This is a genomic window from Streptomyces sp. NPDC029296, from assembly GCF_055569255.1.
In genome coordinates this window covers 35,610-61,557 of the sequence record NZ_JBVHXT010000036.1, presented here as the reverse complement: position 1 = coordinate 61,557, position 25,948 = coordinate 35,610, and the positions used below count along the sequence as shown (strand labels likewise).

General features: G+C 72.8%; 23 protein-coding genes and 1 tRNA gene. 8 read left to right on the top strand and 16 right to left on the bottom strand.

From position 1 onward, the window contains the following. Nucleotides 1–92: 92 nt before the first annotated feature. The 4 genes from ACZ4W9_RS28500 to ACZ4W9_RS28485 form a co-directional block, all read right to left on the bottom strand. On the bottom strand, nt 93–962 hold the full coding sequence (locus ACZ4W9_RS28500) for an HAD-IIB family hydrolase (RefSeq protein ID WP_467940556.1): 870 nt from the start codon (nt 960–962) through the stop codon (nt 93–95). A 95-nt stretch (nt 963–1,057) separates the two neighbouring features. Then, a complete protein-coding gene (locus tag ACZ4W9_RS28495) occupies nt 1,058–1,960 on the bottom strand; it encodes an LLM class flavin-dependent oxidoreductase (protein ID WP_467940554.1) in 903 nt (300 codons plus the stop codon). A gap of 209 nt (nt 1,961–2,169) precedes the next feature. Continuing rightward, complete coding sequence (locus tag ACZ4W9_RS28490) at nt 2,170–3,924, bottom strand: SDR family oxidoreductase (RefSeq protein ID WP_467940552.1); 1,755 nt, start codon at nt 3,922–3,924, stop codon at nt 2,170–2,172. Continuing rightward, nucleotides 3,921–4,763, bottom strand: a complete 843-nt coding sequence (locus tag ACZ4W9_RS28485) for a M24 family metallopeptidase (RefSeq protein WP_467940550.1) — start codon at nt 4,761–4,763, stop codon at nt 3,921–3,923. The genes ACZ4W9_RS28490 and ACZ4W9_RS28485 overlap by 4 nt, the downstream gene beginning before the upstream one ends. Before the next feature lie 240 nt (nt 4,764–5,003). On the opposite strand from ACZ4W9_RS28485, the gene ACZ4W9_RS28480 reads away from it, so the two are divergent. The 5 genes from ACZ4W9_RS28480 (at nt 5,004) to ACZ4W9_RS28460 (ending at nt 8,883) form a co-directional block, all read left to right on the top strand. Next, nucleotides 5,004–5,975 (top strand): ABC transporter ATP-binding protein, encoded by a 972-nt coding sequence (locus tag ACZ4W9_RS28480; RefSeq protein ID WP_467940638.1) that lies wholly within the window; start codon nt 5,004–5,006, stop codon nt 5,973–5,975. Further along, complete coding sequence (locus ACZ4W9_RS28475; protein ID WP_467940548.1) at nt 5,965–6,873, top strand: ABC transporter permease; 909 nt, start codon at nt 5,965–5,967, stop codon at nt 6,871–6,873. Before ACZ4W9_RS28480 ends, ACZ4W9_RS28475 begins: the two co-directional genes overlap by 11 nt. Continuing rightward, the gene (locus ACZ4W9_RS28470) at nt 6,870–7,781 is read left to right on the top strand and encodes an ABC transporter ATP-binding protein (protein ID WP_467940546.1); all 912 of its coding nucleotides are present in this window, start codon (nt 6,870–6,872) and stop codon (nt 7,779–7,781) included. Before ACZ4W9_RS28475 ends, ACZ4W9_RS28470 begins: the two co-directional genes overlap by 4 nt. A 10-nt stretch (nt 7,782–7,791) precedes the next feature. Then, entirely contained in the window at nt 7,792–8,511 is a 720-nt protein-coding gene (locus tag ACZ4W9_RS28465) for an ABC transporter permease subunit (protein WP_467940544.1), read from the top strand. A gap of 287 nt (nt 8,512–8,798) precedes the next feature. Beyond that, a tRNA-Ser gene (locus tag ACZ4W9_RS28460) sits at nt 8,799–8,883 on the top strand. A gap of 77 nt (nt 8,884–8,960) precedes the next feature. Here ACZ4W9_RS28460 and ACZ4W9_RS28455 read toward each other — a convergent pair. From ACZ4W9_RS28455 to ACZ4W9_RS28415, 9 genes are all read right to left on the bottom strand, one after another. Further along, entirely contained in the window at nt 8,961–9,758 is a 798-nt protein-coding gene (locus ACZ4W9_RS28455) for an HAD family hydrolase (RefSeq protein WP_467940542.1), read from the bottom strand. After that, entirely contained in the window at nt 9,755–11,032 is a 1,278-nt protein-coding gene (gene serS, locus ACZ4W9_RS28450; RefSeq protein WP_467940540.1) for a serine--tRNA ligase, read from the bottom strand. Before serS ends, ACZ4W9_RS28455 begins: the two co-directional genes overlap by 4 nt. A 552-nt stretch (nt 11,033–11,584) precedes the next feature. After that, nucleotides 11,585–12,517 carry a prephenate dehydratase gene (gene pheA / locus ACZ4W9_RS28445; protein ID WP_467940538.1) on the bottom strand — a complete coding sequence of 311 codons (933 nt, stop codon included), beginning with the start codon at nt 12,515–12,517 and terminating at the stop codon, nt 11,585–11,587. 101 nt (nt 12,518–12,618) lie between these two features. Continuing rightward, a complete protein-coding gene (efeB, locus tag ACZ4W9_RS28440; RefSeq protein ID WP_467940536.1) occupies nt 12,619–13,899 on the bottom strand; it encodes an iron uptake transporter deferrochelatase/peroxidase subunit in 1,281 nt (426 codons plus the stop codon). A gap of 8 nt (nt 13,900–13,907) precedes the next feature. Further along, a complete protein-coding gene (locus ACZ4W9_RS28435; RefSeq protein ID WP_467940534.1) occupies nt 13,908–15,935 on the bottom strand; it encodes a copper resistance CopC/CopD family protein in 2,028 nt (675 codons plus the stop codon). A 13-nt stretch (nt 15,936–15,948) separates the two neighbouring features. Next, nucleotides 15,949–16,413, bottom strand: coding sequence for a copper chaperone PCu(A)C (locus ACZ4W9_RS28430; protein WP_467940532.1), 465 nt, complete (start codon nt 16,411–16,413; stop codon nt 15,949–15,951). Continuing rightward, nucleotides 16,410–17,066, bottom strand: coding sequence for an SCO family protein (locus ACZ4W9_RS28425; protein ID WP_467940530.1), 657 nt, complete (start codon nt 17,064–17,066; stop codon nt 16,410–16,412). The genes ACZ4W9_RS28430 and ACZ4W9_RS28425 overlap by 4 nt, the downstream gene beginning before the upstream one ends. A gap of 102 nt (nt 17,067–17,168) precedes the next feature. Continuing rightward, complete coding sequence (locus ACZ4W9_RS28420) at nt 17,169–17,897, bottom strand: YcnI family copper-binding membrane protein (protein ID WP_467940528.1); 729 nt, start codon at nt 17,895–17,897, stop codon at nt 17,169–17,171. 173 nt (nt 17,898–18,070) lie between these two features. Further along, nucleotides 18,071–18,913, bottom strand: coding sequence for a hypothetical protein (locus ACZ4W9_RS28415; protein WP_467940526.1), 843 nt, complete (start codon nt 18,911–18,913; stop codon nt 18,071–18,073). A gap of 206 nt (nt 18,914–19,119) precedes the next feature. Here ACZ4W9_RS28415 and ACZ4W9_RS28410 point away from each other — a divergent pair, with 206 nt between their 5' ends. Further along, complete coding sequence (locus ACZ4W9_RS28410) at nt 19,120–19,563, top strand: ATP-binding protein (protein ID WP_467940524.1); 444 nt, start codon at nt 19,120–19,122, stop codon at nt 19,561–19,563. A 33-nt stretch (nt 19,564–19,596) separates the two neighbouring features. Here ACZ4W9_RS28410 and ACZ4W9_RS28405 read toward each other — a convergent pair whose 3' ends face one another. Together ACZ4W9_RS28405 and ACZ4W9_RS28400 are read right to left on the bottom strand one after the other, a co-directional pair. After that, nucleotides 19,597–21,081 (bottom strand): aminopeptidase P family protein, encoded by a 1,485-nt coding sequence (locus ACZ4W9_RS28405; protein WP_467940522.1) that lies wholly within the window; start codon nt 21,079–21,081, stop codon nt 19,597–19,599. A 165-nt stretch (nt 21,082–21,246) separates the two neighbouring features. Beyond that, nucleotides 21,247–22,764 (bottom strand): PP2C family protein-serine/threonine phosphatase, encoded by a 1,518-nt coding sequence (locus ACZ4W9_RS28400; protein ID WP_467940636.1) that lies wholly within the window; start codon nt 22,762–22,764, stop codon nt 21,247–21,249. 491 nt (nt 22,765–23,255) lie between these two features. Here ACZ4W9_RS28400 and ACZ4W9_RS28395 point away from each other — a divergent pair, with 491 nt between their 5' ends. Continuing rightward, entirely contained in the window at nt 23,256–23,921 is a 666-nt protein-coding gene (locus ACZ4W9_RS28395) for a bifunctional DNA primase/polymerase (RefSeq protein ID WP_467940520.1), read from the top strand. Nucleotides 23,922–23,967: 46 nt separating this feature from the next. Then, nucleotides 23,968–24,576, top strand: a complete 609-nt coding sequence (locus tag ACZ4W9_RS28390) for a hypothetical protein (protein WP_467940518.1) — start codon at nt 23,968–23,970, stop codon at nt 24,574–24,576. A 296-nt stretch (nt 24,577–24,872) separates the two neighbouring features. Here the strand turns inward: ACZ4W9_RS28390 and ACZ4W9_RS28385 are convergent, their stop codons facing one another. Beyond that, nucleotides 24,873–25,835, bottom strand: coding sequence for a DUF5926 family protein (locus ACZ4W9_RS28385; protein WP_467940516.1), 963 nt, complete (start codon nt 25,833–25,835; stop codon nt 24,873–24,875). Nucleotides 25,836–25,948: the final 113 nt, after the last annotated feature.

Below are 25,948 nucleotides of genomic sequence, written 5' to 3'. Positions count from 1 at the left end.
GTATACCGCCGCCCCGCCACCTGACGCTCCCGCAGCCACGTCGGTCGGCCCGCGTCATCCGTCCCGCGCCACGAGAGCCGCTCCCGCCCCCGCTACCCCCGGTCCGCGAGGAGCCGTTCGATCACCACCGCCACGCCGTCCTCGTTGTTGGCGACCGTACGGCCCGACGCGGCGGCGACGGCGTCCGGGTGGGCGTTGCCCATCGCGTACGACTGGCCGGCCCAGGTCAGCATCTCCACGTCGTTGGGCATGTCCCCGAAGGCCACGACCTCCTCGTGCGAGATGCCGCGCTCGGCGCAGCACAGGGCGAGGGTGCTGGCCTTGGAGACGTCCGGCCCGCTCAGTTCCAGCAGGGCGCTGGGGCTGGAACGGGTGACGTTGGCGTGGCCGTCGACCGTCAGACGGGCCAGCGTGAGGAAGCCGTCGGGGTCGAGGGAGGGGTGGTAGGCGAGGATCTTGAGCACGGGCTGGTCGGCGGTCGGGCCGTCGGGGGCGAGCAGTTCCTCGGCGGGCAGGAGGGTCTCCGGTATCTCCATGTGCAGCTTGGGATAGTCCGGCTCCTGGTGGAAGCCGTAGGTCTGCTCGACCGCGAACACCGTGCCGGGGGCCGCCTCGCGCAGCAGCCGCACGGCGGCCAGGGCGTTCTCCCGGGCCAGCTCGCGGACCTTCACGAACCGGTGGGCGCCGGGACCGCCGTGCAGGTCGACCACGGCGGCGCCGTTGCCGCAGATCGCCAGGCCGTGACCGTGGACGTGTTCGCTGACCACGTCCATCCAGCGGGCCGGCCTGCCGGTGACGAAGAAGACCTCGATCCCGGCCTCCTCGGCGGCGGCCAGCGCGGCGACGGTCCGCGCGGAGACCGACTTGTCGTCGCGCAGCAGAGTGCCGTCGAGGTCGGTGGCGATCAGCCGCGCCGGCAGGGCGGCGGCAGGGGTTCCGGGCTGTCTGGTCGCTGAGGTCACCCGGCCATTCTCGCGCAGGCTCCCGCACGGGCGTGCGGGACCGTGCACAGATGAGACACAGGCGACGCGGATGAGGGCGGCCGGGACGGCCAGGGTCAGTCCAGCTGGGGGAGCGCCTCCATGGCGATGCGCTCGAAGGTCTTCTCGTCCGCCGCGAACACGGAGTCCGGGACGGGCCAGTGGATCACGATCTCCGTGAAGCCCAGCTCCCGGTGGCGGCCGGCGAAGTCCACGAAGGCGTCCAGGGACGACAGCGGCCGGTCGCGGTCGGGGGTGAATCCGGTGAGCAGGATCTTGTCCAGCCCGGCCAGGTCCCGCCCGGCGGCCTCGCACGCCTCGGCGAGCCTGCCGATCTGTCCGCGCAGGGCCTCGACGGACTGCTCCGGCGTGCCGGTCTCGTACAGCTTCGGGTCGCCGGTGGTCACCCACGCCCGGCCGTGGCGCGCGGCGAGCTTCAGACCGCGCGGGCCGGTGGCCGCCACGGCGAACGGCAGCCGGGGGCGCTGGACGCAGCCCGGGATGTTCCGGGCCTCGTGGGCCGAGTAGAACCGCCCCTCGTGGCTCACCGTGTCCTCGGTCAGCAGCCGGTCGAGCAGGGGCACGAACTCGGCGAACCGGTCCGCGCGCTCACGCGGGGTCCAGGGCTCCTGGCCGAGGGCGGTCGCGTCGAAACCGGTGCCGCCGGCGCCGATGCCGAGGGTGATCCGGCCGCCGGAGATGTCGTCCAGGGAGATCAGTTCCTTGGCGAGGGTCACCGGGTGGCGGAAGTTCGGGGAGGTGACGAGCGTGCCGAGGCGCAGCCGGTCGGTGACCGCCGCGGCGGCCGTCAGCGTCGGGACGGCGCCGAACCAGGGGCCGTCCCGGAAGCTGCGCCAGGACAGGTGGTCGTAGGTGTACGCCGTGTGGAAGCCGAGCTGTTCGGCGCGCTGCCACGCCGAACGGGCGCCTTCGTGCCAGCGGCGGTACGGAAGGATCACGGTGCTCAGACGCAGACTCATGTGTCCGAGAGTAAGCGGGCCCGCCGGCGGCGGAGGAAACGGTCGCCCGCGCACGCGCCCGGCTGTCGCGGACGGGAGAGACGGGGATCACGCGGGTTTTCCCGTTCGGAGGTTTGATCCACAACGAAGTGGGGTTATCCACAGGTGAATCGACGAAACTGTGGAAAACCGAAGAGGATGTGGTGCCCGGGAACACCACATCCCCTCCCTCACAGCCTCGGTTCCAGCCGCGCGATCCTGCGCAGCAGACCCGGTGCGAGACGGGACAGCAGGTGGGCGCCCTTGGCCTCCGGGGTCACCGGCGCCACCGGCTTGTCGCGGGCCACCGCGTCCAGGATCGCGTCGGCCACCTTCTCCGGCGGGTAGTTGCGCAGGCCGTACAGGCGGGCGGAGCGCTGCCGGCGGCGGCGCTGTTCGGCCTCGTCCACGCCGGTGAAGCGGGCGGTGGCGGTGATGTTGGTGTTGACGATGCCCGGGCAGACCGCCGTGACGCCGATCCCCTTCGGCGCCAGCTCGGCGCGCAGGCACTCGGAGAGCATCAGCACCGCCGCCTTGGAGGTGCTGTAGGCCGGCAGCAGGCGCGAGGGCTGGTAGGCCGCCGCCGACGCCGTGTTGACGATGTGGCCGCCCTGGCCGCGCTCGGCCATGCGGGCACCGAAGAGCCGGCAGCCGTGGATGACGCCCCACAGGTTCACGTCCAGCACCGTGCGCCAGTCGTCGGCCGTCGTGGTGAAGAAGGAGCCCGACAGGCCGATGCCCGCGTTGTTGACCAGCACGTCCAGCACGCCGTGCTCGCGGTGGACCTTCTCCGCGAGCTTCTCCATGGCCTGCTCGTCGGAGACGTCGGCCGGCTCGGCCCACGCCTCGGGCGCGCCGACCAGCCGGCACAGCTCGGCGGTGCGGGCCGCGGACTCGGCGTCGCGGTCGACGGCGATCACCCGAGCGCCGGCCTCCGCGAAGGCGAACGCCGTCGCCCGCCCGATGCCGCTGCCCGCGCCGGTGATCAGCACCAGCCGACCGGCGAACCGTTCGGCGTGCCGGCCGGTGGGCCGGGGGGCGGGCCGGCCGCCCTCCACGGAGGTGACGAACTCCTCGATCCACGCCGACAGCTGATCGGGCCGGGTGCGCGGGACCCAGTGCCCGGCGGGCAGCGTGCGCCGGGTCAGCCGGGGCACCCACGTGTCCAGGTCGTCGTACAGCCGTTCCGACAGGAACACGTCCCCCTGGGGGGTGATGAGCTGCACGGGCGCGTGGGCGTACGCGTCCGGGCGGGGCCTGCGCAGCCGGGCGCGGACGTTGTCCCGGTACAGCCAGGCGCCGTGGGCCGCGTCCGAGGGGAGGGAGGCGGTCGGGTAGTCGCCGGCCGGGACCCCTTCCGCGCGCTCCAGGATGCCCGGCCAGCGCTTGCCGAGCGGGCCGCGCCAGGCCAGCTCCGGCAGGGCCGGGGTGTGCAGCAGGTAGACGTACCAGGACTTGGCGCCCTGGCCGAGCAGCTGGCCCACCCGCCGGGGCGTCGGGCGCTTCACGCGCGTGTCGATCCAGTGGCCGAAGTGGTCCAGGGACGGGCCGGAGATCGAGGTGAACGAGGCGATACGGCCCTCCGTGCGGCCGACCGTGACGAACTCCCAGGACTGCACCGAGCCCCAGTCGTGCCCGACGAGGTGCACCGGCCGGTCCGGGCTGACCGCGTCCGCGACGGCCAGGAAGTCGTCGGTGAGCTTGGCGAGCGTGAAGCCGCCGCGCAGGGGCCGGGGCGCCGTGGAACGGCCGTGGCCCCGGACGTCGTAGAGCACCACGTGGAAGCGGTCGGCCAGCCGGCCGGCGACCTCCGACCAGACCTCCTTGCTGTCCGGGTAACCGTGCACCAGGACGACGGTCGGCTGTGCCGGGTCGCCCAGCTCGGCCACGCACAGCTCGACCCCGCCCGTGCGCACCCGGCACTCGCGTGCACCCTTCAAGGTCACTTCTCCTCCGCCCAGCGCCGCACGTGCGGCAGATCGTCGTCCAGCCAGAACGCGCTCTCCTCGGCGTTCCGGGAGTCGGTGACCACCAGGATCTCCTCGAACTTCGCGCCCGTGCCCCGGAAGCCGAGATGCGGTTCGACCGCCCACAGGCCCGGCCGCGGCGGGTGGTCCGAGAAGCGGTACGGCGACCACAGCGGCGACCAGCCCTCGCGGTGGCCGCGCAGCGCGTCGGAGGCCAGGCCCTTCAGGGACTGGGTGCCGAATCCGAACAGGTGGGGCGACCAGCGGCGCCGCCGTACCCGGTCCACCTTGTGGGCGATCACTCCGAAGGGGTAGGCGCGGTGCCGGTTGGCGTAACCCTGACGGACCATGAGCCGGTCCACGTCCTGGTAGATCTCCCGCAGCGGGCGCCGCTCGCGCACCTCGCGCAGGATCAGCTCCCGGTGCGCCTCCAGGTCGGCCATCAGCCGGTCCTGCACGGGGTTCACGCCCAGCGAGCCGGAGTAGCCGACGTCCGCCGGGTAGCCCTCGTACACCGGCGCCAGGTCCAGGATGAACGGCATCCCCGGCTCCAGGGCGCGGCCGGTGGGGAAGAACTGGAGCGGGACCCGGAAGCCCGCGAAGGCCGTGCGGTCCCCGAACCAGGCGAAGGGCAGGTGGAACCAGTCCCGCACCCCGCGCTCGCGCAGCCACTCGCGCTGCATCCGCGCCGCCTCACGCTCGGTCACGCCCGGTTCGAGCCGGGCCGCCACCGCCTCCGCGCATTCGTAGGCCAGGCGCTGCACCCGTTTGAATCCCCGCAGGTCCGCGGAGGGCCCGCTGCTCACTGCCGTCGTCATGCCGCCCCGTCCCGTCGAGAGCGCTACGCGTCCGTAACTTGGCACAGGCGAATCTGGCACTTGTTAGAGGTGGCGTCAATAGGCGGGATCAAGGGCTGTGGACGAGGGCCCTTCGCCCCGTCCGGCCCTGCCCTCGGGTGGGGGACCCTTAGGGCCCCGTAATACCTGGGGCGGACGGCGAAACGGCTCTGAGGTCTGACGACGGACGTGGTCCGGATCACTAACGTCGTAGGCGTGACTGTGATCGCGACCGAAAGCCTGAGCAAGCGGTTCCCCCGGGTGACCGCGCTCGACCGGCTGTCCGTGGACATCGGGCCCGGTGTGACCGGACTCGTCGGGGCCAATGGCGCCGGCAAGTCCACCCTGATCAAGATCCTGCTGGGGCTGTCCCCCGCCACGGAGGGCCGGGCCGAGGTGCTCGGCCTCGACGTCGCCGCCAAGGGCGCCGCCATCCGCGAGCGCGTGGGGTACATGCCGGAGCACGACTGCCTGCCGCCGGACGTCTCGGCCACCGAGTTCGTCGTCCACATGGCCCGCATGTCCGGCCTGCCGCCCGCCGCCGCGCGCGAACGCACCGCCGACACCCTGCGCCACGTGGGGCTGTACGAGGAGCGCTACCGCCCCATCGGCGGCTACTCGACCGGCATGAAGCAGCGCGTGAAGCTCGCCCAGGCCTTGGTGCACGACCCGCAGCTGGTCTTCCTGGACGAGCCGACCAACGGCCTCGACCCGGTCGGCCGCGACGAGATGCTCGGCCTGATCCGCCGCATCCACAGCGACTTCGGCATCTCGGTCCTGGTCACCTCCCACCTGCTCGGCGAGCTGGAGCGCACCTGCGACCACGTCGTCGTCATCGATGGCGGCAAGCTGCTGCGCTCCAGCTCCACCACCGACTTCACCCAGACCACGACCACCCTCGCGATCGAGGTCACCGACAGCGACGCCCACCCCGACGGCACCCGCGCGGTCCGCGAGGCGCTGCACGCGCACGGGGTCGAGACCCACGCGGAGGCCGGCGGGCTGCCCGGCGCGGGACACATCCTGCTGCTGACCGCCACCGGCGAGGAGACGTACGACCTGGTCCGGGACGTGGTCGCCGGACTCGATCTCGGCCTGGTGCGCATGGAACAGCGCCGGCACCACATCTCCGAGGTCTTCACCAGCAGCGACAGCGACGAACAGCGGAAGGAGGCGGTCGGCCATGGCGGTTGAGCATCCCCTGGCAACGCCCACCGGCGACCAGAGCCGCATCCACGACATCGGCTACCGCGGCTACGACGGCCCCCGCCTCGGCCGCTCCTACGCCCGCCGCTCGCTGTACTCGCAGTCCCTGCGCGGCGCGTACGGCCTCGGCCGCTCGGTGAAGTCCAAGGTGCTGCCGATGCTGCTGTTCGCGGTGATGTGCGTGCCGGCCGCCATCATGGTGGCCGTCGCCGTCGTCACCAAGGCGCACGAACTGCCGGTGGCCTACACCCGGTACGCGATCGTCACCCAGGCCGTGATCAGCCTGTACGTCGCCTCGCAGGCACCCCAGGCGGTCTCCCGCGACCTGCGTTTCAAGACCGTGCCGCTGTACTTCTCGCGGCCCATCGAGACCGCCGACTACGTCCGCGCCAAGTTCGCGGCGCTCGCCTCCGCGCTGTTCGTGCTCACCGGCGCCCCGCTGCTGGTGATGTACGCGGGCGCACTCCTGTCCAAGATGGGCTTCGCCCACCAGACCAAGGAATTCGCCCAGGGACTGGTCTCCGTGGCACTCCTCTCGCTGCTCTTCGCCGGCATCGGCCTGGTCATCGCCGCGTTCACCCCGCGCCGCGGCTTCGGCATCGCCGCCGTGATCGCCGTACTGACCATCTCCTACGGCGCGGTCTCCACCCTCCAGGCCATCGCCGACACCCAGGGCAGCAGCGGCGCCGTGCCGTGGATCGGGCTGTTCTCGCCGATCACGCTGATCGACGGCGTGCAGTCCGCGTTCCTCGGCGGCACCTCCGCCTACCCCGGCGGCACCGGCCCGTCCGGCGCCCAGGGCGTGGTCCACGTCCTGCTCGTCCTCGGCCTGATCGCCGCCTGCTACGGCATCCTGATCCGCCGCTACCGGAAGGTGGGACTGTGACCACGCTGAACATCGACCACGTCTCCCGCTGGTTCGGCAACGTGGTCGCCGTCAACGACATCACCATGACCATCGGTCCCGGTGTCACCGGACTGCTCGGCCCCAACGGCGCCGGGAAGTCCACGCTGATCAACATGATGGGCGGCTTCCTCGCCCCCTCCACCGGCACGGTCACCCTCGACGGACAGCCGGTGTGGCGCAACGAGGCCATCTACCGGCACATCGGCATCGTCCCCGAACGCGAGGCGATGTACGACTTCCTCACCGGCCGGGAGTTCGTCGTCGCCAACGCCGAACTGCACGGCCTCGGCGCCAAGGCCGCCCAGCGCGCCCTGGCCACGGTGGAGATGGAGTACGCCCAGGACCGGAAGATCGCCACGTACTCCAAGGGCATGCGGCAGCGCGTGAAGATGGCGAGCGCCCTGGTGCACGACCCGTCGCTGCTCCTGCTGGACGAGCCGTTCAACGGCATGGACCCGCGCCAGCGCATGCAGCTGATGGACCTGCTGCGCAAGATGGGGGACGAGGGCCGCACGGTGCTGTTCTCCTCGCACATCCTCGAAGAGGTCGAGCAGCTCGCCCGGCACATCGAGGTGGTCGTGGCCGGCCGGCACGCGGCCAGCGGCGACTTCCGCCGGATCCGCCGCCTGATGACCGACCGCCCGCACCGCTACCTGGTGCGCTCCAGCGACGACCGCGCCCTCGCGGCCGCGCTGATCGCCGACCCCTCCACGGCCGGCATCGAGGTCGATCACGCCGAGGGCGCCCTGCGCGTCCAGGCCGTCGACTTCGGCCGCTTCACCGCCCTGCTGCCGAAGGTCGCGAAGGACCACGGCATCCGGCTGCTCACGGTCTCGCCGTCCGACGAGTCCCTGGAGTCCGTCTTCTCGTATCTGGTCGCGGCGTAGGAGGCCGAAGATGTACGACCCCACCGTCGCCCGACTCACCTACCGGGCCCTGCTCGGCCGTCGCCGGGCCCTCATCCTCGGCGCGCTGCCCCTGCTGCTGATCGTGATCTCCGTGGCCGTGCGCGCGCTGACCGGAGCCGACGACCAGACCGCCTCCGACGTCCTCGGCGGCTTCGCGCTCGCCACCATGGTCCCGATCATCGGCGTGATCGCGGGCACGGGCGCCATCGGCCCGGAGATCGACGACGGCTCCGTTGTCTACCTGCTCTCCAAGCCGCTGAAGCGGCCCACGATCATCTTCACCAAGCTCTTCGTCGCCATCGCCGTGACCATGGTCTTCTCGGCCGTGCCCACCCTGATCGCGGGCCTGATCCTGAACGGCAACGGCCAGCAGGTCGCCGTGGCCTACACGGTCGCGGCGCTGGTCTCCTCCATCGCCTACTCGGCGCTGTTCCTGCTGCTGGGCACGGTCTCCCGGCACGCGGTGGTCTTCGGACTCGTCTACGCCCTGGTCTGGGAGGCGCTGTTCGGCTCGCTGGTGCCGGGCGCACGCACGCTGAGCGTCCAGCAGTGGTCGCTGGCCGTCGCCCACAAGATCGCCGACGGACAGCTGGTGACCTCCGACGTGAGCCTGCCGACGGCCACCGTGCTGCTGGTCGTGGTCACCGCCCTGGCCACCTGGTACGCCGGCCAGAAGCTGCGGTCGCTGACGCTCGCCGGCGAGGAGTGAGGAAGCCCGGATCCTCCCGGACGGCCCGCCTCCACGCGCCCGTTATTCGGTGGCGCCCCATTCCGGCGGCGGGGCACAGTGGTCGTGCCCCGTCCGCCGGGATCGTCCCGGCGACATGAACCGGGAGTGGAGGTGGGCGATGTCCATGCACGGCAGTACGCCCGGCTCCCGCCAGGGCGGACCGAGGCCGGCTCCGGAGTAGTCGCCACCTCTCCGTAGAGCCGGGGAACCGCCCGGGGCGGCCGCTTCGAGCACGCGAGCTCCATGCCCGCGTGGGCCGCCCACCCGGAGGATTGGCCGAGTGGTAAGGCACCGGCTTGCTAAGCCGTGGTCGGGTGAAAGCCCGCGCACGTTCGATCCGTGCATCCTCCGCGAGACGTTCGACCACTGGGGCTCGGCCATCAGTGGAGCCAGGCCCCGCACTCCTTCGGGGCGTCCCTGCCGGGCGGCTACGCCAGCAGGCGTTCCAGGACCACCGCGATGCCGTCCTCCTCGTGGGAGGCCGTGATCTCGTCGGCCACCGCCTTCAGCTCCGCGTGGGCGTTGGCCATGGCCACGCCCCGGGACGCCCAGGCGAACATAGGGATGTCGTTGGGCATGTCGCCGAAGGCGATCGTGTCGGCCGCCTTCAGGCCCAGCCGGCGGGCCGCCAGCGACAGGCCCGTGGCCTTGGACAGGCCGAGCGGAAGCAGTTCGACGATGCCCGCGCCCGCCATGGCCACCGTGACGAAGCCGCCGGCCGCCTGCCGGGCCGCCGCCGCCAGCTCGTCGTCGCCCAGCGCCGGATGCTGTATGTAGATCTTGTTCAACGGGGCCGCCCACAGGTCGGAGACGTCCGTGAACGGGGTGCCGGGCAGCCGTCCCGTGACCGCGTAGCCCGGGCCCACCAGCACCTCGCCGTCCAGGCCGTCCCGGCTGGCCGCCAGGTACAGCGGGCCCACCTCGGCCTCGATCTTGGCCAGGGCCACGCCCGCCAGCTGCCGGTCCAGGGTGACCGAGGTCAGCAGGCGGTGCGCGCCGGCGTCGTACACCTGGGCGCCCTGGCCGCAGACGGCGAGACCGTCGTAGCCGAGGTCGTCCAGGATGTGCCGGGTCCACGGGACGGCGCGGCCGGTGACGACGATGTGGGCCGCGCCCGCCGCGGTGGCCGCGGCGAGCGCGTCACGGGTGCGCTGCGAGATCGACTCGTCGGAGCGCAGCAGCGTTCCGTCGAGGTCGGTGGCGATGAGCCCGTAGGGGAAGCTCACCGGGACACCGGCTCCAGCACCTCGCGGCCGCCCAGGTACGGGCGCAGCACCTCGGGGACGTGGACGGAGCCGTCGGCCCGCTGGTGGTTCTCCAGGATCGCCACGATGGTGCGCGGTACGGCGCACAGCGTGCCGTTGAGCGTGGCCAGCGGCTTGACCTGCTTGCCGTCGCGGACGCGGATGGAGAGCCGGCGCGACTGGAACTCGGTGCAGTCCGAGGTCGAGGTCAGCTCGCGGTACTTGCCCTGGGTCGGGATCCACGCCTCGCAGTCGAACTTGCGGGCGGCCGAGGAGCCGAGGTCACCGGAGGCGACGTCGATGACGCGGAACGGCAGCTCCAGCGAGGTCAGCCACTGCTTCTCCCACTCCAGCAGGCGCTGGTGCTCGGCCTGGGAGTCCTCGGGGGCGACGTACGAGAACATCTCGACCTTGTCGAACTGGTGCACGCGGAAGATGCCCCGGGTGTCCTTGCCGTGCGAGCCGGCCTCGCGGCGGAAGCACGGGGAGAAGCCCGCGTACCGCAGCGGCAGCCGGTCCGCGTCGATGATCTCGTCCATGTGGTAGGCCGCCAGCGGGACCTCGGAGGTGCCGACCAGGTACAGGTCGTCCTTGTCGAGGTGGTAGACGTCCTGGGCGGCCTGGCCGAGGAAGCCGGTGCCGGCCATGGACTGCGGGCGGACCAGCGCAGGGGTCAGCATCGGGGTGAAACCGGCCGCGGTGGCCTGCGCGATCGCCGCGTTCACCAGGGCCAGCTCCAGCAGGGCGCCGACCCCGGTGAGGAAGTAGAAACGGGAGCCGGAGACCTTGGCGCCGCGCTCGACGTCGATCGCGCCCAGCAGCTGGCCCAGCTCCAGGTGGTCCCTGGGATCGAAGCCCTCGGCGGCGAAGTCGCGGATCGCGCCGTGCGTCTCCAGCGTGACGAAGTCCTCCTCGCCGCCGACGGGCACGTCGGGGTGGACGAGGTTGCCGAGCCGGAGCAGCAGTTCCTGGGTCTCGGCGTCGGCCGCGTCGCGTTCGGCGTCGGCCGCCTTGACGTCGGCCTTCAGCTGCTCTGCGCGCCTCAGCAGCTCGGCCTTCTCCTCGGCGGAAGCCTTGGGGATCAGCTTGCCGAGCTGCTTCTGCTCGGCGCGCAGCTCGTCGAAGCGGACGCCGGAGGACCTGCGCCGCTCGTCGGCAGACAGGAGGGAGTCGACGAGCGCGACGTCCTCTCCACGGGCGCGCTGGGACGCGCGCGCACGGTCGGGGTCCTCACGAAGCAGGCGAAGGTCAATCACGGGGCCCAGGCTACCGGTGCCGGGTCGCGGCTCACGAATCCCTATTACGGTGAGTTCCCATTCGCGGCCTACGTTCCGTTATGCGGTAAATGCCAAGGGTGTCCCCTCTCTGCCGCCGCAGGTCAAGGCGAAAGTGTCTCACTCCCCGGGACGGAGCAGACTCCGGGCGTCCGGTTGACCCGATTCCCTTGTGGAGAGCGGGATTTGACGAGCCGGTTGTCCACAGGGATCCCCGCCCTCCGAAGAGTTATCCACAGGCTGTGTGGAAGATCTGTGGACTCTCGAATTGATCACCGGGGAAAGTCTTCCCGGGGTGAAGAATTCCCGGGCCAAACGTCGGTGACGCCCACTTTCGGGTGGAAAACGGTCGCCCCAAAAGATGAACCAAAGGAAACGGGTGGACGAAGGGTGGGCCGGGGGGTAGTGGCCACGATCGGGCGGCACAGGGCGATTTGTCGACCCTGTGCTCCCGCCCTGTCGACTTGTCCCCAGGTCGAGAAGGGCACCTGTGGATAACTTCTGTGGATAACGTTCGTCAGGCCGTATGACCGGTCAGAACCGGCCGTCCTGGCAGCGCGCCACCCAGTCCGCCGCCGCCATGAACTCCTCGTCCGACGTGCCCGGCGGGGTCGGCCGGACCTCGCCCGGTGCGATGCCCGCCCGCGGATAGGAACCGAGGAAACGCACCTGGAGGCAGATCCGCCGCAGCCCCATCAGCGCCTCCGCCATCCGCCGGTCGGCGATGTGCCCCTCGGCGTCGATGCAGAAGCAATAGTTGCCGATGCCCGCGCCGGTCGGCCGGGACTGGAGCAGCATCAGGTTGATGCCGCGCGAGGCGAACTCGCCGAGCAGATCGCGCAGCCCGCCGGGGTGGTCGTCCCGCTGCCACAGGACCACCGAGGTCTTGTCGGCACCCGTGGGCGCGGCCGGCCGGGCCGGGCGGCCGACCAGCACGAACCGGGTCTGGGCGTTCTCCGCGTCGTGGATTCCGGTCTCCAGCGCCTCCAGGCCGTACCGGGCGGCGGCGAACTCGCCGGCGAAGGCGGCGTCGTAGTGCCCCTCCTGGACCAGGCGGGCGGCGTCCGCGTTCGAGGCGGCCGACTCCCAGACCGCGTCCGGGAGGTGGGCGCGCAGCCAGTTGCGCACCTGCGGCTGGGCGGCCGGGTGGGCGGAGACCGTCTTGATGTCCGCGAGCTTCGTGCCGGGCCGGACCAGCAGCGCGAAGGTGATCGACAGCAGTACTTCGCGGTAGATCATCAGCGGTTCGCCCGCGACCAGCTCGTCCAGGGTGGTGGTGATGCCGCCCTCGACGGAGTTCTCGATCGGCACGAACGCGGCCTCGGCCTCGCCGGCCCGCACCGCGTCCAGCGCGGACTGCACCGAGATGTACGGGATCAGCTCCCGGGTGGCCGCCTCCGGAAGCGTGCGCAGGGCGACCTCCGTGAAGGTGCCCTCCGGACCGAGATAGGCATAGCTCGCTGGCATGGTCCTCACCCTAATGGCCGCGGAGGGGCTTGAGGCAGGTGTCTCAGGAATGCCACTCGACCGGGTGGTTTGAATCCGGGTCGTCCCTCAGGCAGCCGCGCTCATCCCTCCAGCAGCCGCTGCCCCACGTACTCGCCCTCCGCCGCTCCGCCCGGCACCGCGAACAGGCCGCTCGCCTCGTGCCGGACGAACGGCGACAGCGCGTCGCCCCGGTCGAGCTTGCGCTGCACCGGGACGAAGCCGCGCAGCGGATCGGCCTGCCAGCAGATGAAGAGGAGACCGGCGTCCGGGGTGCCGTCCGCGTCGATGCCGTCGTGGTAGGAGAAGGGCCGCCGCAGCATGGCCGCGCCGCCGTTCCGGTCGGGCCGGGTGATCCGGGCGTGCGCGTTGAGCGGGACCAGGTAGTCGCCCTTGGTGTCGGCCTTCTCCAGGTCCATCGGGGTCGTCTCGTCACCGCCGGACAGCGGTGCCCCGTTGTCCTTGCGGCGTCCGATGACCTGCTCCTGGGCGGTGGTCGACAGCTTCTCCCAGTCGTCCAGGAGCATGCGGATGCGGCGGACGACGGCGTAGGAGCCGTTCGCCATCCACGCCGGCTCGCCCGAGGAGGGCACGAAGATCCGCTTCTCGAAGTCCGCGTCGGACGGCTTCGGATTGCCGGTGCCGTCGAGCTGGCCCATGAGGTTGCGGGCCGTCATGGGGCGGACGGTGGCCCCCGGACTGCGGTTGAAGCCGTTCATCTGCCAGCGGATCCGCGCGGCCGATCCCGCGTCCTTCTGGATCGCGCGCAGGGCGTGGAAGGCGACCAGGGCGTCGTCCGCGCCGATCTGCACCCACAGGTCGCCGTCGCTGCGGGCCTTGTCGAGCCGGTCGGAGGAGAAGTCCGGGAGCGGGTCCAGCGCGGCCGGCCGCTGCTTGGCCAGCCCGGTCCTGGCGAAGAAGCTGTGCCCGAAGCCGAACGTGACGGTCAGCGAGGACGGCCCCGCGTCCCGGGCCACGTCGGTGTCGTCGTGCGGGGCGGGTGCGCCCGCCATCAGCCGCTCGGCGGTCGCCGACCAGCGGCGCAGCAGGGCCGCCGCCTCCTTGCGGCCCGCGCCCGCCGCCAGGTCGAAGGCGACGAGGTGGCCGCGCGCCTGGAGGCCCTCGGTGATGCCGGGCTGATGTTTCCCGTGAAACATCGCCCGGCCGGAGCCCAGCGCGGTCAGCGGGGTGGCACCGGCGGGCGCGGCGGCGTACCCCACGGCACCGCCGGCCGCGCCGAGCACGATCCCGGTGGCCCCGGCGGTGCCGAGCAGGGCGCGCCGGGAGACGCCGCTCGCGCGGGTTCCGGGCTCCGCCGCCGGCGCCTCGGGGGTACGGAGCTGGGAGAGGGACTGGTCGGGCATGGTGTGGTTCAGCCGATCTGCGCGTTCTTGGAGACGGTCGCCTGGTCGATGTCGGAGGTGCGGACCGTGACGGCGACCTTCCAGTCGCCGGCCATGGGCAGCTGCACCCCGCTCGCCGACCAGTGGCCGGTGGTGATGTGGTCGGGGTTCACCGGAAGCGGGCCGATCTTCTTCGCCGTCAGGGTGAAGGAGACCTTCACCTCCGGGACGTCGAAGGCCCGGCCGTCGGGCCGCTGGACGTAGACGTGCATCTCGTTGCCGCCTGTGCGCGCGGGGTCGAGGCCGATGCGGACGACGCCCTTGCCGTCGGTGCCGCCGGTGTCGAACGGCATGTCCAGGGTGAGCGCGCCGGAGGCCGCCGAGGTGCCGGAGCCGGCCGGGGCGGAGACGGCCGCCTCGGCCTCCTGCTCGGTGCGGCCCGGTTCGGTCTGGGTCAGCGCGGTGGTGACGGCGAGCAGGACGAGGGCCACACCGGCCTCGGCGAGCACCGAGCGGCGCAGTCCGAAGCGGTTCTCGTCGGCGTCGCGCAGCCGCTTGCGCCGGGCGGCGTCGACGGCCGCGCGTTGCCGGGCGAGCTGGGCGGCCCGCCGGGCGTCACCGGCTTCACCGGAGTTCCCGCCCGCGCCGCCGCCACCGGTCGTCGCGGCGGCGAGAACCTGCTCCTCCCGGGCCGTGCCGGACTGTCCGGCGTCGGCGGCGGTGACCCGCTCGGCCCCTTCCCGCTCAGCCCCTTTTCGCTCGGTGTCGGTCGCGGTGTCGGCGGCGGGGGCCCCTTCCGTCCGTTCCCGCCCGGCGTCCGCGCCGCGGTCGGTGAGCCGGCCCGTCCACCGCCGGGACAGGCCCGCGATGCCGACCAGCACCGCCACCAGCGCGATCTTGGCCAGCAGCAACTGCCCGTAGCGGGTCTCGGTGAACGCCGACCAGGAGCCGAGCTGACGCCAGGACTGGTAGACGCCGGTGGCGACGAGCGCGAGGACGGAGCCGAACGCCAGCCGGGAGAAGCGCCGGACGGCGGCGGCCTCGACCGGGTGCCCGGCGGGCGCGCGGTACAGCGCGGTCAGCAGGGCGGTGAGTCCGCCCAGCCAGGCGGCGACGGCCAGCAGGTGGACGACGTCCACCGGCATGGCGATACCCGGCTGGAGCCCGGTGGAGGCGTGCTCGGCCATGGCCCAGGTGGTGGCGAGCCCGGCCGCGACGACCGTCCCGCCGACCGCGAGCCCGAAGGTCAGGTCCCGCTTCTCGGTGACGTCCGTACGCCGGGTGTAGGTGCCGAAGAGGACGGCGACGAACAGCGCGGCGGCGGCGAGCAGCAGCAGCCGGGAGACCAGCGCGGCCCCGGTCTTGGTCTGGAGCACCTGGCCGAGCAGATCGAGGTCGAAGACGTCGGCGGGCTTTCCGGAGGTGGTGTACGCGCCGCGCAGGAGCAGCAGCCACAGGGTGGCCGCGGTCAGCGTGATCCAGCCGCCGACGACCAGCCGCTGCACGGCCCGTACCCCCGCGCCGCGCTGCCAGCAGGCGAGCACGAAGGCCGCGCCGCCGGCGAGCACGAGGAAACCGGCGTACGACGCGTACCGGCCGAACGCGTACAGCCCGCCGACGACCCCGCCGCCCGCGGCCGGTCCGGCGCCGGTCACGACGGTGGGCGAGGGCGCGCCGACGGAGAAGGTGTAGGCACCGGCGACGGGGTGGCTGTCCGCCGAGACGACCTGGTAGGTGACGGTGTAGGTGCCCTTGGCCAGGCCGCCCTCCAGTTTCACGGCGTACGTCGTGCCGCTCACGTTGGCGGGGCCGCCCGTCTGCACCGGCTTGCCCCGGGGGTCGAGGACGCGCACGGAGTCGTCGCTCATGGCCACCTTCTCGGAGAAGGTGAGCGACACCTGGGCGGGTGCCTGTCCGGCCACCGCTCCCTGCGCGGGGTCGCTGCCGGTCAGCGCCGCGTGGGCGGAGGCGGGTGAGGCGCCCGCCAGCAGCGCGCCGGTGACGGCGAGCAGGAGCAGCAGCAGGGTCCGCAGTCGGGGGGCGGTGGTCGGGGTCACGGTGGTCCCTCCTTCAGTGGCCGGTCGACGGGGTGTACGTCGCGGACTTCACCGGCATCTCGACGGTGAGCGGTCCGGACCGGGCGAAGGTGAGCTTCACCGTGACCGTCTGGCCCTGCTTCGGCGCACGCTTCAGCTTCTCGAACATCAGGTGGTCGCCCCCGCTGCGGAACACGAGCCGGCCGTGCGCCGGTATGCCGAAGGAGGACTCCTGTGCCATGGCCCCGCCGGTGGTGCTGTGCATGGTGACCTCGCCGGCGACGTCGCTGCTGACCGAGGTCAGCTCGTCGCCGGCCCCGCCCTCGTTGGTGATCGTCAGGAAGCCGGCGGCCATGTCGGCGGAGACGGGCTGGGGCATGTAGGCGGAGCTGACGGACAGGTCCGCCTTCCCGGCGTCCGCGCTCGCGGAGTCCGAGCAGCCGGTGAGGGCCAGGGCGGCGGTGAGCGCGCCCGCGGTCAGGACGGCCGGACGCCTCACGGGTTGGCTCCCTTGACGAGCTTGGGCAGGTCCTTGGTGTAGTCGTCGGCCGTGGCGCTCTCGCCGTAGAGGACGTACCCGGCGTCGGTCTTCGGGGAGAAGGCGACGACCTGGGTGCCGTGCATGGAGACGAGCTTGCCGTTCTCGTCCTTCTTCGTCGGCTCCACGGCGATGCCGAGGGTCCGCGCGCCGGCCTGGATCCTGGCGAAGTCGCCGGTCAGGCCGATGAACTCGGGGTCGATGCCCTTGAGCCACTTGCCCAGCTCGGCCGGGGTGTCGCGGCCGGGGTCGGTGGTGACGAAGACGACCTTCAGATCGTCCTGTTCCGCCTTGGGCAGGGACTTCTTGGCGACGGCGATGTTGCTCATCGTCGCCGGGCAGATGTCCGGGCAGTGGGTGTAGCCGAAGTAGACGAGGGTCGGGTGGCCCTGGGTCTCCTTGCGGAGGTCGTACTTCTTGCCGTGGGTGTCGGTGAGCACCAGCGCCGGCTTGTCGAACGGCTGGTCGAGGACGGTGGCCGGCTTGTTCGAGCCGGAGCCGCCCGAGACCACGGCGACCGGTGAGTCGTCGGCGTCGTTCCCGTTGCCGCAGGCGGAGAGGGTGAGGGTGGCGGCGGCGAGCAGCGCCGCCGCGGCGAACGTCTTCTTGCGCATAGGAAAATGTCCCAGATGTGTGAACTCCGGCGCGCACCGGGGTCGCCGGGGCCGTGCGGGGACGGCCCCGCGCGACACCCGGCGCGCGCTGTGGAACGAGGGTCAGGCGGCGGTGCGGCGGCGGCCGGCGAAGATGCCGTAGGCCACGCCCGCGACGCCGGCGACGATGCCGGCCACGCCGAGCACGCGCGCGGTGGTGTCGGTGCCGTCACCGGAGTCCGCGGCGGCCGTCTTCCCGGTCCCGGCGTCCTTGCCGGCCGCGTTCGCCGCGCTCGCCGAGCCGTGCTCGTCGTCGGAGGCGGCGGCCAGCTCCAGCACCGGGGCGGGGTTGTCCGGCTCCTCCCGGCCCTCCTGCGGGACCTCGATCCAGCGCACCACTTCCTTGTCGGAGTAGGTCTGGAGGGCCTTGAACACCAGCTGGTCGGTGTTCTCGGGCAGGGCGCCCAGGGACACCGGGAACTTCTGGAAGAAGCCGGGCTCGATGCCCTTGCCGTCGGCGGTCCAGGTGACCTTGGTGACGGCCTCGTCGATCTTCTCGCCGTGCATGGTCAGCGGCTTGTCCAGCTTGGACTTGGTGACGGTGACCTTCCAGCCGGGCACCGGCTGCGGCATCACCGAGGCGATCGGGTGGTCGGCCGGCAGGTTGATCTCGACCCTGGTGGTCGAGGCGTCGTCGCGCTCGTTCGGGACCTTGACGTCCACGACCGCGTAGCCGCCCTTGGCCGCGGTGCCCTCCGGCTGCACGGTGACGTGCGCGAACGCGGGGGCGGACAGGCCGAGGACGGCCGAGCCGGCGACGAGGGCGGCGGCGGTGATACGAGAAACCTTCATGGCAGGGAGTACTCCACTCCGGGTGGGATTGCGTGGTGATCGGGAGTACGCGTGCGGGCGGCCGTGCCACTCGGGACGGCGGCGATCGGTGGGCGCACGCGCGCGTGCCGCACGACGGCGGCGCCTCCCGGCCGGCGCTCTTGCGTCCCGGCTGGAGTGGTCGTCGCGTCGTGTCAGGCGGCGAGGAGGAAGGCGGCGGCGGGGGGACCGCGCCGGATCACCGTGTGCTGGAGTACGGCGGTGTGCGGCGCCGGGGCCTCGTCCCGGCCGGAACGCCGGCCGCGCGGGCCGGGCGGGGTGTCGGGAAGCAGCCCGGCGCACAGGGCGTGCGCCAGCGTGAGCGCGGCGCGCAGGGACCGTATGAGCGCGGTCTCCGCGACGCCGTGCGCCGACAGTTCCATCAGCCGCAGCACGGCCAGGTCCCCGCGGCGCAGCAGCCAGCCGGCGGTCACGGCGGCGAGCACGTGGCCGAGCAGCATCGGCAGCGAGGGCAGCATGCCGGCGGTGGCGCCCGCGGCGTCGTGCGCGTGTTCCATGGCGCCCAGGGACGCGGTGGGCCGGCCCGAACGGTCGATCAGCCGGGCGTCGAGCAGCAGCCGGTAGGCGTGCCCCGGGGTGAGGGACGACGGGGTCGACCCGCACACGAGCCGGGTGGCCTGCTCCACCAGCGCCCGGTCGCTCAGCGCCGCGCCCGTGGACCCGGCGGCCATCGGCATCCCGCCGGCGGCCGTCGCGGCCCCGTGCTGGCCCAGCCCGAACAGCGTGTGCAGCACGGTCTGGCCGAGGGCGAGCAGCCCGGCGATGCCCGGCAACGAGCGGGCCCGCCCGGCGAGCGGCACCACGAACAGCAGACAGCCGAGGAAGCCCGCGCCGAGCGTCCACAGCGGCACGCCCGCGCAGGAGGCCAGGGTGTGCCCGCACGCGGCCAGCGCGACGCAGGCCGCGGCGAACACCGCGGCCCGCAGGATCCGGAGCGCGGCTCCGGGACGCGCCGTGCGCGGGTGGGGGGCAGTCATGGCGGGCTCATCATCCCACCGGCCCCACCCGCCGTACACGGCAGGTCGGCCGCGCCGTCCCCGTTCACCGGTTCGACCTGCCCATACACCGATTCCGGCCGCGGCGCATCGGCCGAATGGGCTCGTTCACGTCAATGGAGTGCTTACGGCCACCCGCCGGTGGCAATACGTAACGGTATGTCGAGCCGCGGCCAGGAGGCTGGAGCATGAGCATCTGGTGGTCACTCCAACTGCGGCGCGAGGCCGCGAGCGTTCCGCTCGCGCGACGGCTGCTCATCGGAACGATGGAGACGGCGGGGGTCGACCCCGACATCTCCTACGACCTGTCGGTGGCCCTGTCCGAGGCCTGTGCGAACGCGGTCGAGCACGGCGGTGACACCGCGCCCGGCGCCTCGGAGGCGTACCAGGTGACGGCGTACCTCGACGGGGAGAGGTGCCGTATCGAGGTGGCCGACTCCGGGCCCGGTCTGCCCCGCGCCCAGGACTTCCGGCCCGCCCGTCCGGACGCCGAGCACGGGCGCGGCCTGTGTCTGATCCAAGAGCTGGCCGACCACGTCCACGTCGGGGCGAAACCCGGACGGGGCGGGACGGTGGTCAGCTTCGACAAGATCCTCAAGTGGACGAAGGACCCCTCGCTGCTCACGGCGTGAGCTGCGGGGGCCCCTCGTCCGGGAATCGGCGGATCAGCCCTTCAGCGCGGCCATCCACGCCTCGACCTCGTCGGAGCGGCGCGGCAGCCCCGCGGAGAGGTTCCGGTTGCCGTCCTCGGTCACGAGGATGTCGTCCTCGATCCGGACGCCGATCCCCCGGTACTCCCGCGGCACGGTCAGGTCGTCGGCCTGGAAGTACAGACCGGGTTCGACGGTGAGCACCATGCCCGGCTCCAGGGTGCCGTCCACATAGGTCTCGGTCCGTGCGGCGGCGCAGTCGTGGACGTCCATGCCGAGCATGTGCCCGGTGCCGTGCAGGGTCCAGCGGCGCTGCAGGCCCAGCTCCAGGACGCGCTCGACCGGGCCCTCGACCAGGCCCCACTCGACGAGCCGCTCGGCCAGCACGCGCTGGGCGGCGTCGTGGAAGTCGCGGTACTTGGCGCCCGGCTTGACGGCCGCGATGCCGGCCTCCTGGGCGTCGTACACGGCGTCGTAGATCTTCTTCTGGAGCTCGGTGTACGTGCCGTTGACGGGCAGCGTGCGCGTGACGTCGGCGGTGTACAGGGTGTGCGTCTCCACGCCGGCGTCCAGCAGGAGAAGGTCACCGGAGCGGACCGGGCCGTCGTTGCGGACCCAGTGCAGGGTGCAGGCGTGCGGGCCGGCCGCGCAGATGGAGCCGTAGCCGACGTCGTTGCCCTCCACGCGTGCGCGGAGGAAGAAGGTGCCCTCGATGTAGCGCTCGGAGGTCGCCTCGGCCTTGTCGAGGACCTTCACGACGTCCTCGAAGCCGCGCACGGTGGAGTCGACGGCCTTCTGCAGCTCGCCGATCTCGAACTCGTCCTTCACCAGGCGCATCTCGGAGAGGAAGACGCGCAGCTCCTCGTCGCGCTCGGCGGTGACCTTGTCGGTCAGGGCCGCCTCGATGCCGGCGTCGTGGCCGCGCACCACGCGGACCGGGCCGGTGGCCTCGCGGAGCGCGTCGGCCAGCTCGCGCACATCGGCGGCCGGGATGCCGTAGAGCGCCTCGGACTCGGTGAGGGAGTGGCGGCGGCCGACCCACAGCTCGCCCTGGCCGGAGAGCCAGAACTCGCCGTTCTCGCGGTCGGAGCGCGGCAGCAGGTAGACGGTGGCCCGGTGGCCGTCGCCCTTGGGCTCCAGCACCAGGACGCCGTCCTCGGTCTGGTTGCCGGTGAGGTACGCGTACTCGACCGAGGCGCGGAAGGGGTACTCGGTGTCGTTCGAGCGGGTCTTGAGGTTGCCCGCCGGGATGACCAGGCGCTCGCCCGGGAAGCGGGCGGAGAGCGCGGCGCGGCGGCGCGCGGTGTGCGCGGCCTGCTCGACGGGCTCCAGGTCACGCAGCTCCGTGTCGGCCCAGCCGGACTTCATGTTCTCGGCCAGCTCGTCGGAGACGCCCGGGTACAGGCCGTTCTTCCGCTGCTTGACCGGCTCCTCGGCCTCGGTCTCCGGGCCCTCCGCGGTAGCGGTGTCGGGCACAGCCGGGTTGAGCTCGTCGGACACGTGATCCTCCTCGATACGCCAGTGATCTCCCCCGGGGCCCGTGCGCTCCTGCTTGTGGCCGAGCGGGGCCTCCATCATCGTACGGTCGTACCGGGAGCGGGCGGGGTCGGATGACCTGTTATGCCCGGTCATACCGGTCGGCCGGCCGGACCGCCGCCGGGCCCGTCAGTCGAAGCGGGCCGCCAGCAGGACCACGTCCTCCTCGTTGTCGGCCGCGTCCAGGCCGTCCGGCAGGACCGTGCGCAGGACGTGGTCGGCGACGGCGCCCGGATCGTGCCGCAGTGCGCGCGGGACGCCCGCGGCGGCGGCGTGCAGCCGGGCGAAGGCGCGGTCCGTCGGGTCGCCGGTGCGGTGCAGCAGCCCGTCGGTGTAGAGCAGGACCGTCTCCCCGGGCTCCGTGCGCACCTCGGCGCTCGGCGCCTCCCAGCAGGCGAGCATGCCGAGCGGCGCGGAGACGGAGGTCTCGGCGAACTCGGTGCGCCGCTCGCCGGTCAGCAGCGGCGGGGCGTGCCCGGCGCCGGCCAGGGTGATCCGGCGCAGCGCGGGCTCGCAGTAGGCGAACAGGGCGGTGGCCGAGCGGGCGGGCTCGGTCAGCCGGAGCAGCAGCTCCAGGTCGGACAGGACCGCGACCGGGTCCTCGCCCTCCATCACGGCGTAGGCGCGCAGGGAGGCGCGCAGCCGGCCCATGGCGGCCACCGCGCCGGGCCCGGAGCCGGTGACCGAGCCGACGGACAGACCGAGCGCGGCGTCCGGCAGCGGCAGGGCGTCGTACCAGTCGCCGCCGCCGCGCGCGCTCGTGCGGTGCCGGGCGGCGAGCTGGACGCCGGGCACCCGGGGCAGCCGGGAGGGCAGCAGTTCACCGGTGAGGGTCGCCACGCACGCGCGCGTGCGCTCCACCTCCAGCAGCCGGGCCAGGTGCTCGGTGGCGTGCCGGACGTACAGCCCGGCGAGGTGGCGGCGGCGCTCGTGCGGCTCGGCCGGTTCGTCGTAGAACCAGACGGCGGCGCCGAGGCGGCCGGCGGACTCGGTGGCGAGCGGCAGGGCGTAGCTGGCGGCGTAGCCGAGGCGGACGGCCACTTCGCGGTGGCGCGGGTCGAGGCCGTCCTCGGCGAGCAGGTCGGGGTGGGTGATCTCGGCGGAGCCGCCGGTGTCGTACGGCAGCGAGCCGCGCGGCACGGTCTCGAGGTGGCCGAGGTCGGCGCGGCCGAGGCCGAGGCCGAGGCTGGTGCGGGGGCCGAGGCCGTCGGCGGGCTCCAGGGCGACCAGGCCGCGGCGGGCGCCGACCAGGGCGGCTCCGGCGCGCAGCAGTTCGTGCAGGGCGACCTCGAGCGCGCTGGTGCGGGAGAGTCGCTCGGTGAGTTCGTGCAGGGTCGTCAGATCGGAGACCCAGCCGGCCAGCCGGTCCTGGAGCAGGGTGCCGGGGGCGGGCGGATGGGGGGCGGGAACGGTGGTGGTGCCCGGGACGCAGGGGGCGCCGGAGACGGGAGGGACGGGCGTCGCAGTGTGGGCGGGCGTGGGAACTGTGGGGTCGATTCCGGCCACTTTCGGCGGGTGCGGGGCGTTCATGGCGTCCGGCTTCCAGACCGGTGCGTATTGCTGGGAAGCATCGCAAACCCCCATGTCATTCTGCGCCGCTAGCAGTGTCTCCACATGTACACGCACTCGTGAGGGGATGTCCAGCATTGTCCTGCGGGGATTCCTGGTGTCCATGAGACGCGAGGGGGTTTGTCCGAACCCCTTGCGTTACCGGCAAGTTGGCTGAAAACTGCCTTAGGTATCGGTCCATTGCGGTCGACTGGCCTTGCTCGACGGAGCGTCACAACGGTCGTGATGGGTACGTACTCGGAGAAGGCCAGGGGTGGTTGGGGGCCACCCGGAACCTGGCGACGGACCCGGGCGTCATAGCCACCGACGACCGAGCCCCATCCTCCCGTGGCGGAGGCGAAGAGAACACGCGCGACGGCAAAACGCCAGACTTCGCCACCCGTACGCCGCGGACGTGCTTTTGATAGACGCACTATGGACGCGGACGCGGCCCACGCTCGACCCCCTGGGGTACCCATGCCGTGCGCGGGGGTGTGATGCGCCAACAGGTACGCACAGTGAAGTGATCGACACATGGTGTGATGAATCCACGGTGTTGCCAGCGGTGCAACGGAAAGGAACGAGCGCTCATGCGCGAGATCCTCAAAAGGCGACGCAGGCTGCTGTCCAGGCGGAACGGCGGGCGGCCCGAGCTGATCGGCGCGGCCCTGACCTTCGCGACCGAGTGGCAGTGGCCGGTACTCCCCGGTGTGGCGCCGGACCCGCAAGGGCGGGCCCGCTGTGCCTGCCCCGACCCGGAGTGCACGGTGCCCGGTGCGCACCCCTTCGACCCGGGGCTGCTCGCGGCCACCACCGACGCGCGGATGGTCCGCTGGTGGTGGGCCAACCGGCCGGAGGCCCCGATCATCCTGGCCACCGGGGACCGGGCGCCGTGCGCGGTCAGCCTGCCGGCCCTCGCCGCCTCCCGCGCCCTCGCCCTGCTCGACCGGCGCGGCATGCGGCTCGGCCCGGTGGTCGCCTCGCCCACCCGCTGGTCGCTGCTGGTGAAGCCGTACTCCATGGAGCAGCTCGGCGAACTGCTCTACGCCAAGGACTTCGTCCCCGGCTCCCTGCGTTTCCACGGCACGGGCGGCTACATCGCCCTGCCCCCGTCCGAGACCGGCCAGGGCGCCGTGCGCTGGGAGCGTGCCCCGCTGCCCGGCTCGGCCGCGCCCTGGGTGCCCGATGTGGAGGCCGTGGTGGACGCCGTGGTCGACGCCCTCACTCGTACGGGTGTGAGCGCTCCGGAGTTGTAGGGGTGTCGGGCGCGGCCGGGGCCCGCCCCCTCGTTATCGTCCGGACATGCTGCGTCTTTCCGGCGGCCGCCGGGCCGCACGGCCGCGCCACGGCGGGCCGGGCCCGCGCGGGCCGCGTCTGCTCGCCCTCGGGGCCGTCGTGGCGGCCGTGGCCGCGCTGCCGCTGACCGTGGCCTCCGCGGGACAGGCGGGCGAGGCCGGCCGGACCGCCGTACCGGCCGCTGCCCGGGCCGACGCCAGGACCGGCCGGACGGCCGTACCGGCCGACGCCGGGGCCGGCGCGCACGGCGCCCGCCGTTCCCCCTTCCCGCCCGGCGCCGGGCTCGCCACCGCCGCCCGCTGCGGCCCGGCCCTCACCTCGCCGGACGGCATCGAGGCCCAGACCTGCGTGCTCACCCGGGACGGGGACACCTGGGCGCGCACCTACTACCGCAACGCCACCGGCGGAGCGCTGGACGCGCTGCTGAGCCTGATGGGACCGGGCGACCGGGCCGTCCGGACGCACTGCGTCACCGGGACCGACGACGAGCCCGCCACCTGCGAGACGCCGCGCGAGCCCGTCCGGGGCGGCCCGGGCGCCTATACGGCCGTCACCGAGTTCGCCGCGCACGGCACGGACGGGGCCCTGCTGCTCCGCTCGGGCAGCAACCCCTGAGGCGTCGCGTCCCGTTGACGCGCCGCCGCGCTCCGTACACCGGTGCGGGCGCGGTCACGGGCGCGGGACGGCCTTGGAAAAGGGCATGGAAAGGCCCGGTTGCTGGCGACGGGGGATGCACCAGCAACCGGGCTACAGGAACCGTAACAAGAGATCGGCGGTTCGCAAATTCGGTCTTGCCGATTCGGACACCGATTTTCCTGGAGAAGGGCCGAGTTGTGACGCGAGTCACTCTTCGTCCGGCCCGTCGGCGCGCCTCGCCCGGCCGGTCGGCCGGGCGAGGCGCTCACGACGCGTCAGCTGAGCGTGACCTGCCGGTTGGTCAGTCCGCCGCGGGCCCGGCGCTCCTCCGGAGTGAGCGGTTCCGTGGCCGCGAGGGCGGTGGCGAGACGCTCGGCGAACTCGGCGGCCGGCTGCTCCACGTCCTTGGCCGAGATGCCGCTCGGCAGGTCCCAGACCGGCACGGTGAGGCCGTGAGCACGGAAGGAACCCACGAGCCGGGTGCCCTCGCCGAGGCTGGAGCGGCCCGCCGCGTGCAGCCGTGCGAGAGCGTCCAGAAGCTGCTCCTCCGGGTGCGGCATGACCCAGCGCAGGTGGTTCTTCTCCGGGGTCTCGCACCAGTAGGCGGCCGGCACGCCGGTCAGCCGTACGGTCGGGATCGCGGCCGCGTTGGCCCGCTCCAGGGAGGCGGCCACCTCCGGGCTCGCGTTCTCCGCGTCCGGCACCCAGAACTCGAAGCCGCTGTGCACGACCGGCTGGAAAGCGCCCTCCGGGTCCAGCAGCTCCTGCAGCCGCGGGCCCTCGGCGGGGGCGCGGCGGCCCTGCACCGGAGTGCCCGGCTCGGCCTCCAGGGCACGCAGCAGGGTGTCGGCGAGGTCGCGGCTGATGTCGCCGGACGCCGTGTCGTTCTGCAGGCCCAGCAGGACCGAGCCGTCGTCCCGGCGCAGCGCGGGCCAGGCCATCGGCAGCACCGTGGCCAGCGTGACCGACGGGACGCCCTCGGGCAGGCCGTCGCGCAGGGCCAGTTCCGCGGTCGCGGCCGGGACCAGCTCGCGCAGCGCGACCCAGTCGCACTCGCCGGGCAGTCCCTCGAACGGGCGCTGCACCAGCTCGGTCACGGCGTGCGCGGCGGCCCGGCCGTGGCAGGCCTTGTAGCGCCGGCCGCTGCCGCAGGGGCAGGGCTCGCGGGCGCCGACAACCGGGATCTCCCCGTCGATCGGCTGCGGCTTGGCCTTCGTCTGGGGGCGCTTCTTGGCCATGGTGGGTGTCTCCCGGTTACGGCTCTTCTCGTACGTCGGGAGCCTAGCCGTTCGGGCCGTGACCGACGGGAACCTGTGGACAACGCACGGGCGCTCGACGGCTGGTGGGCGCG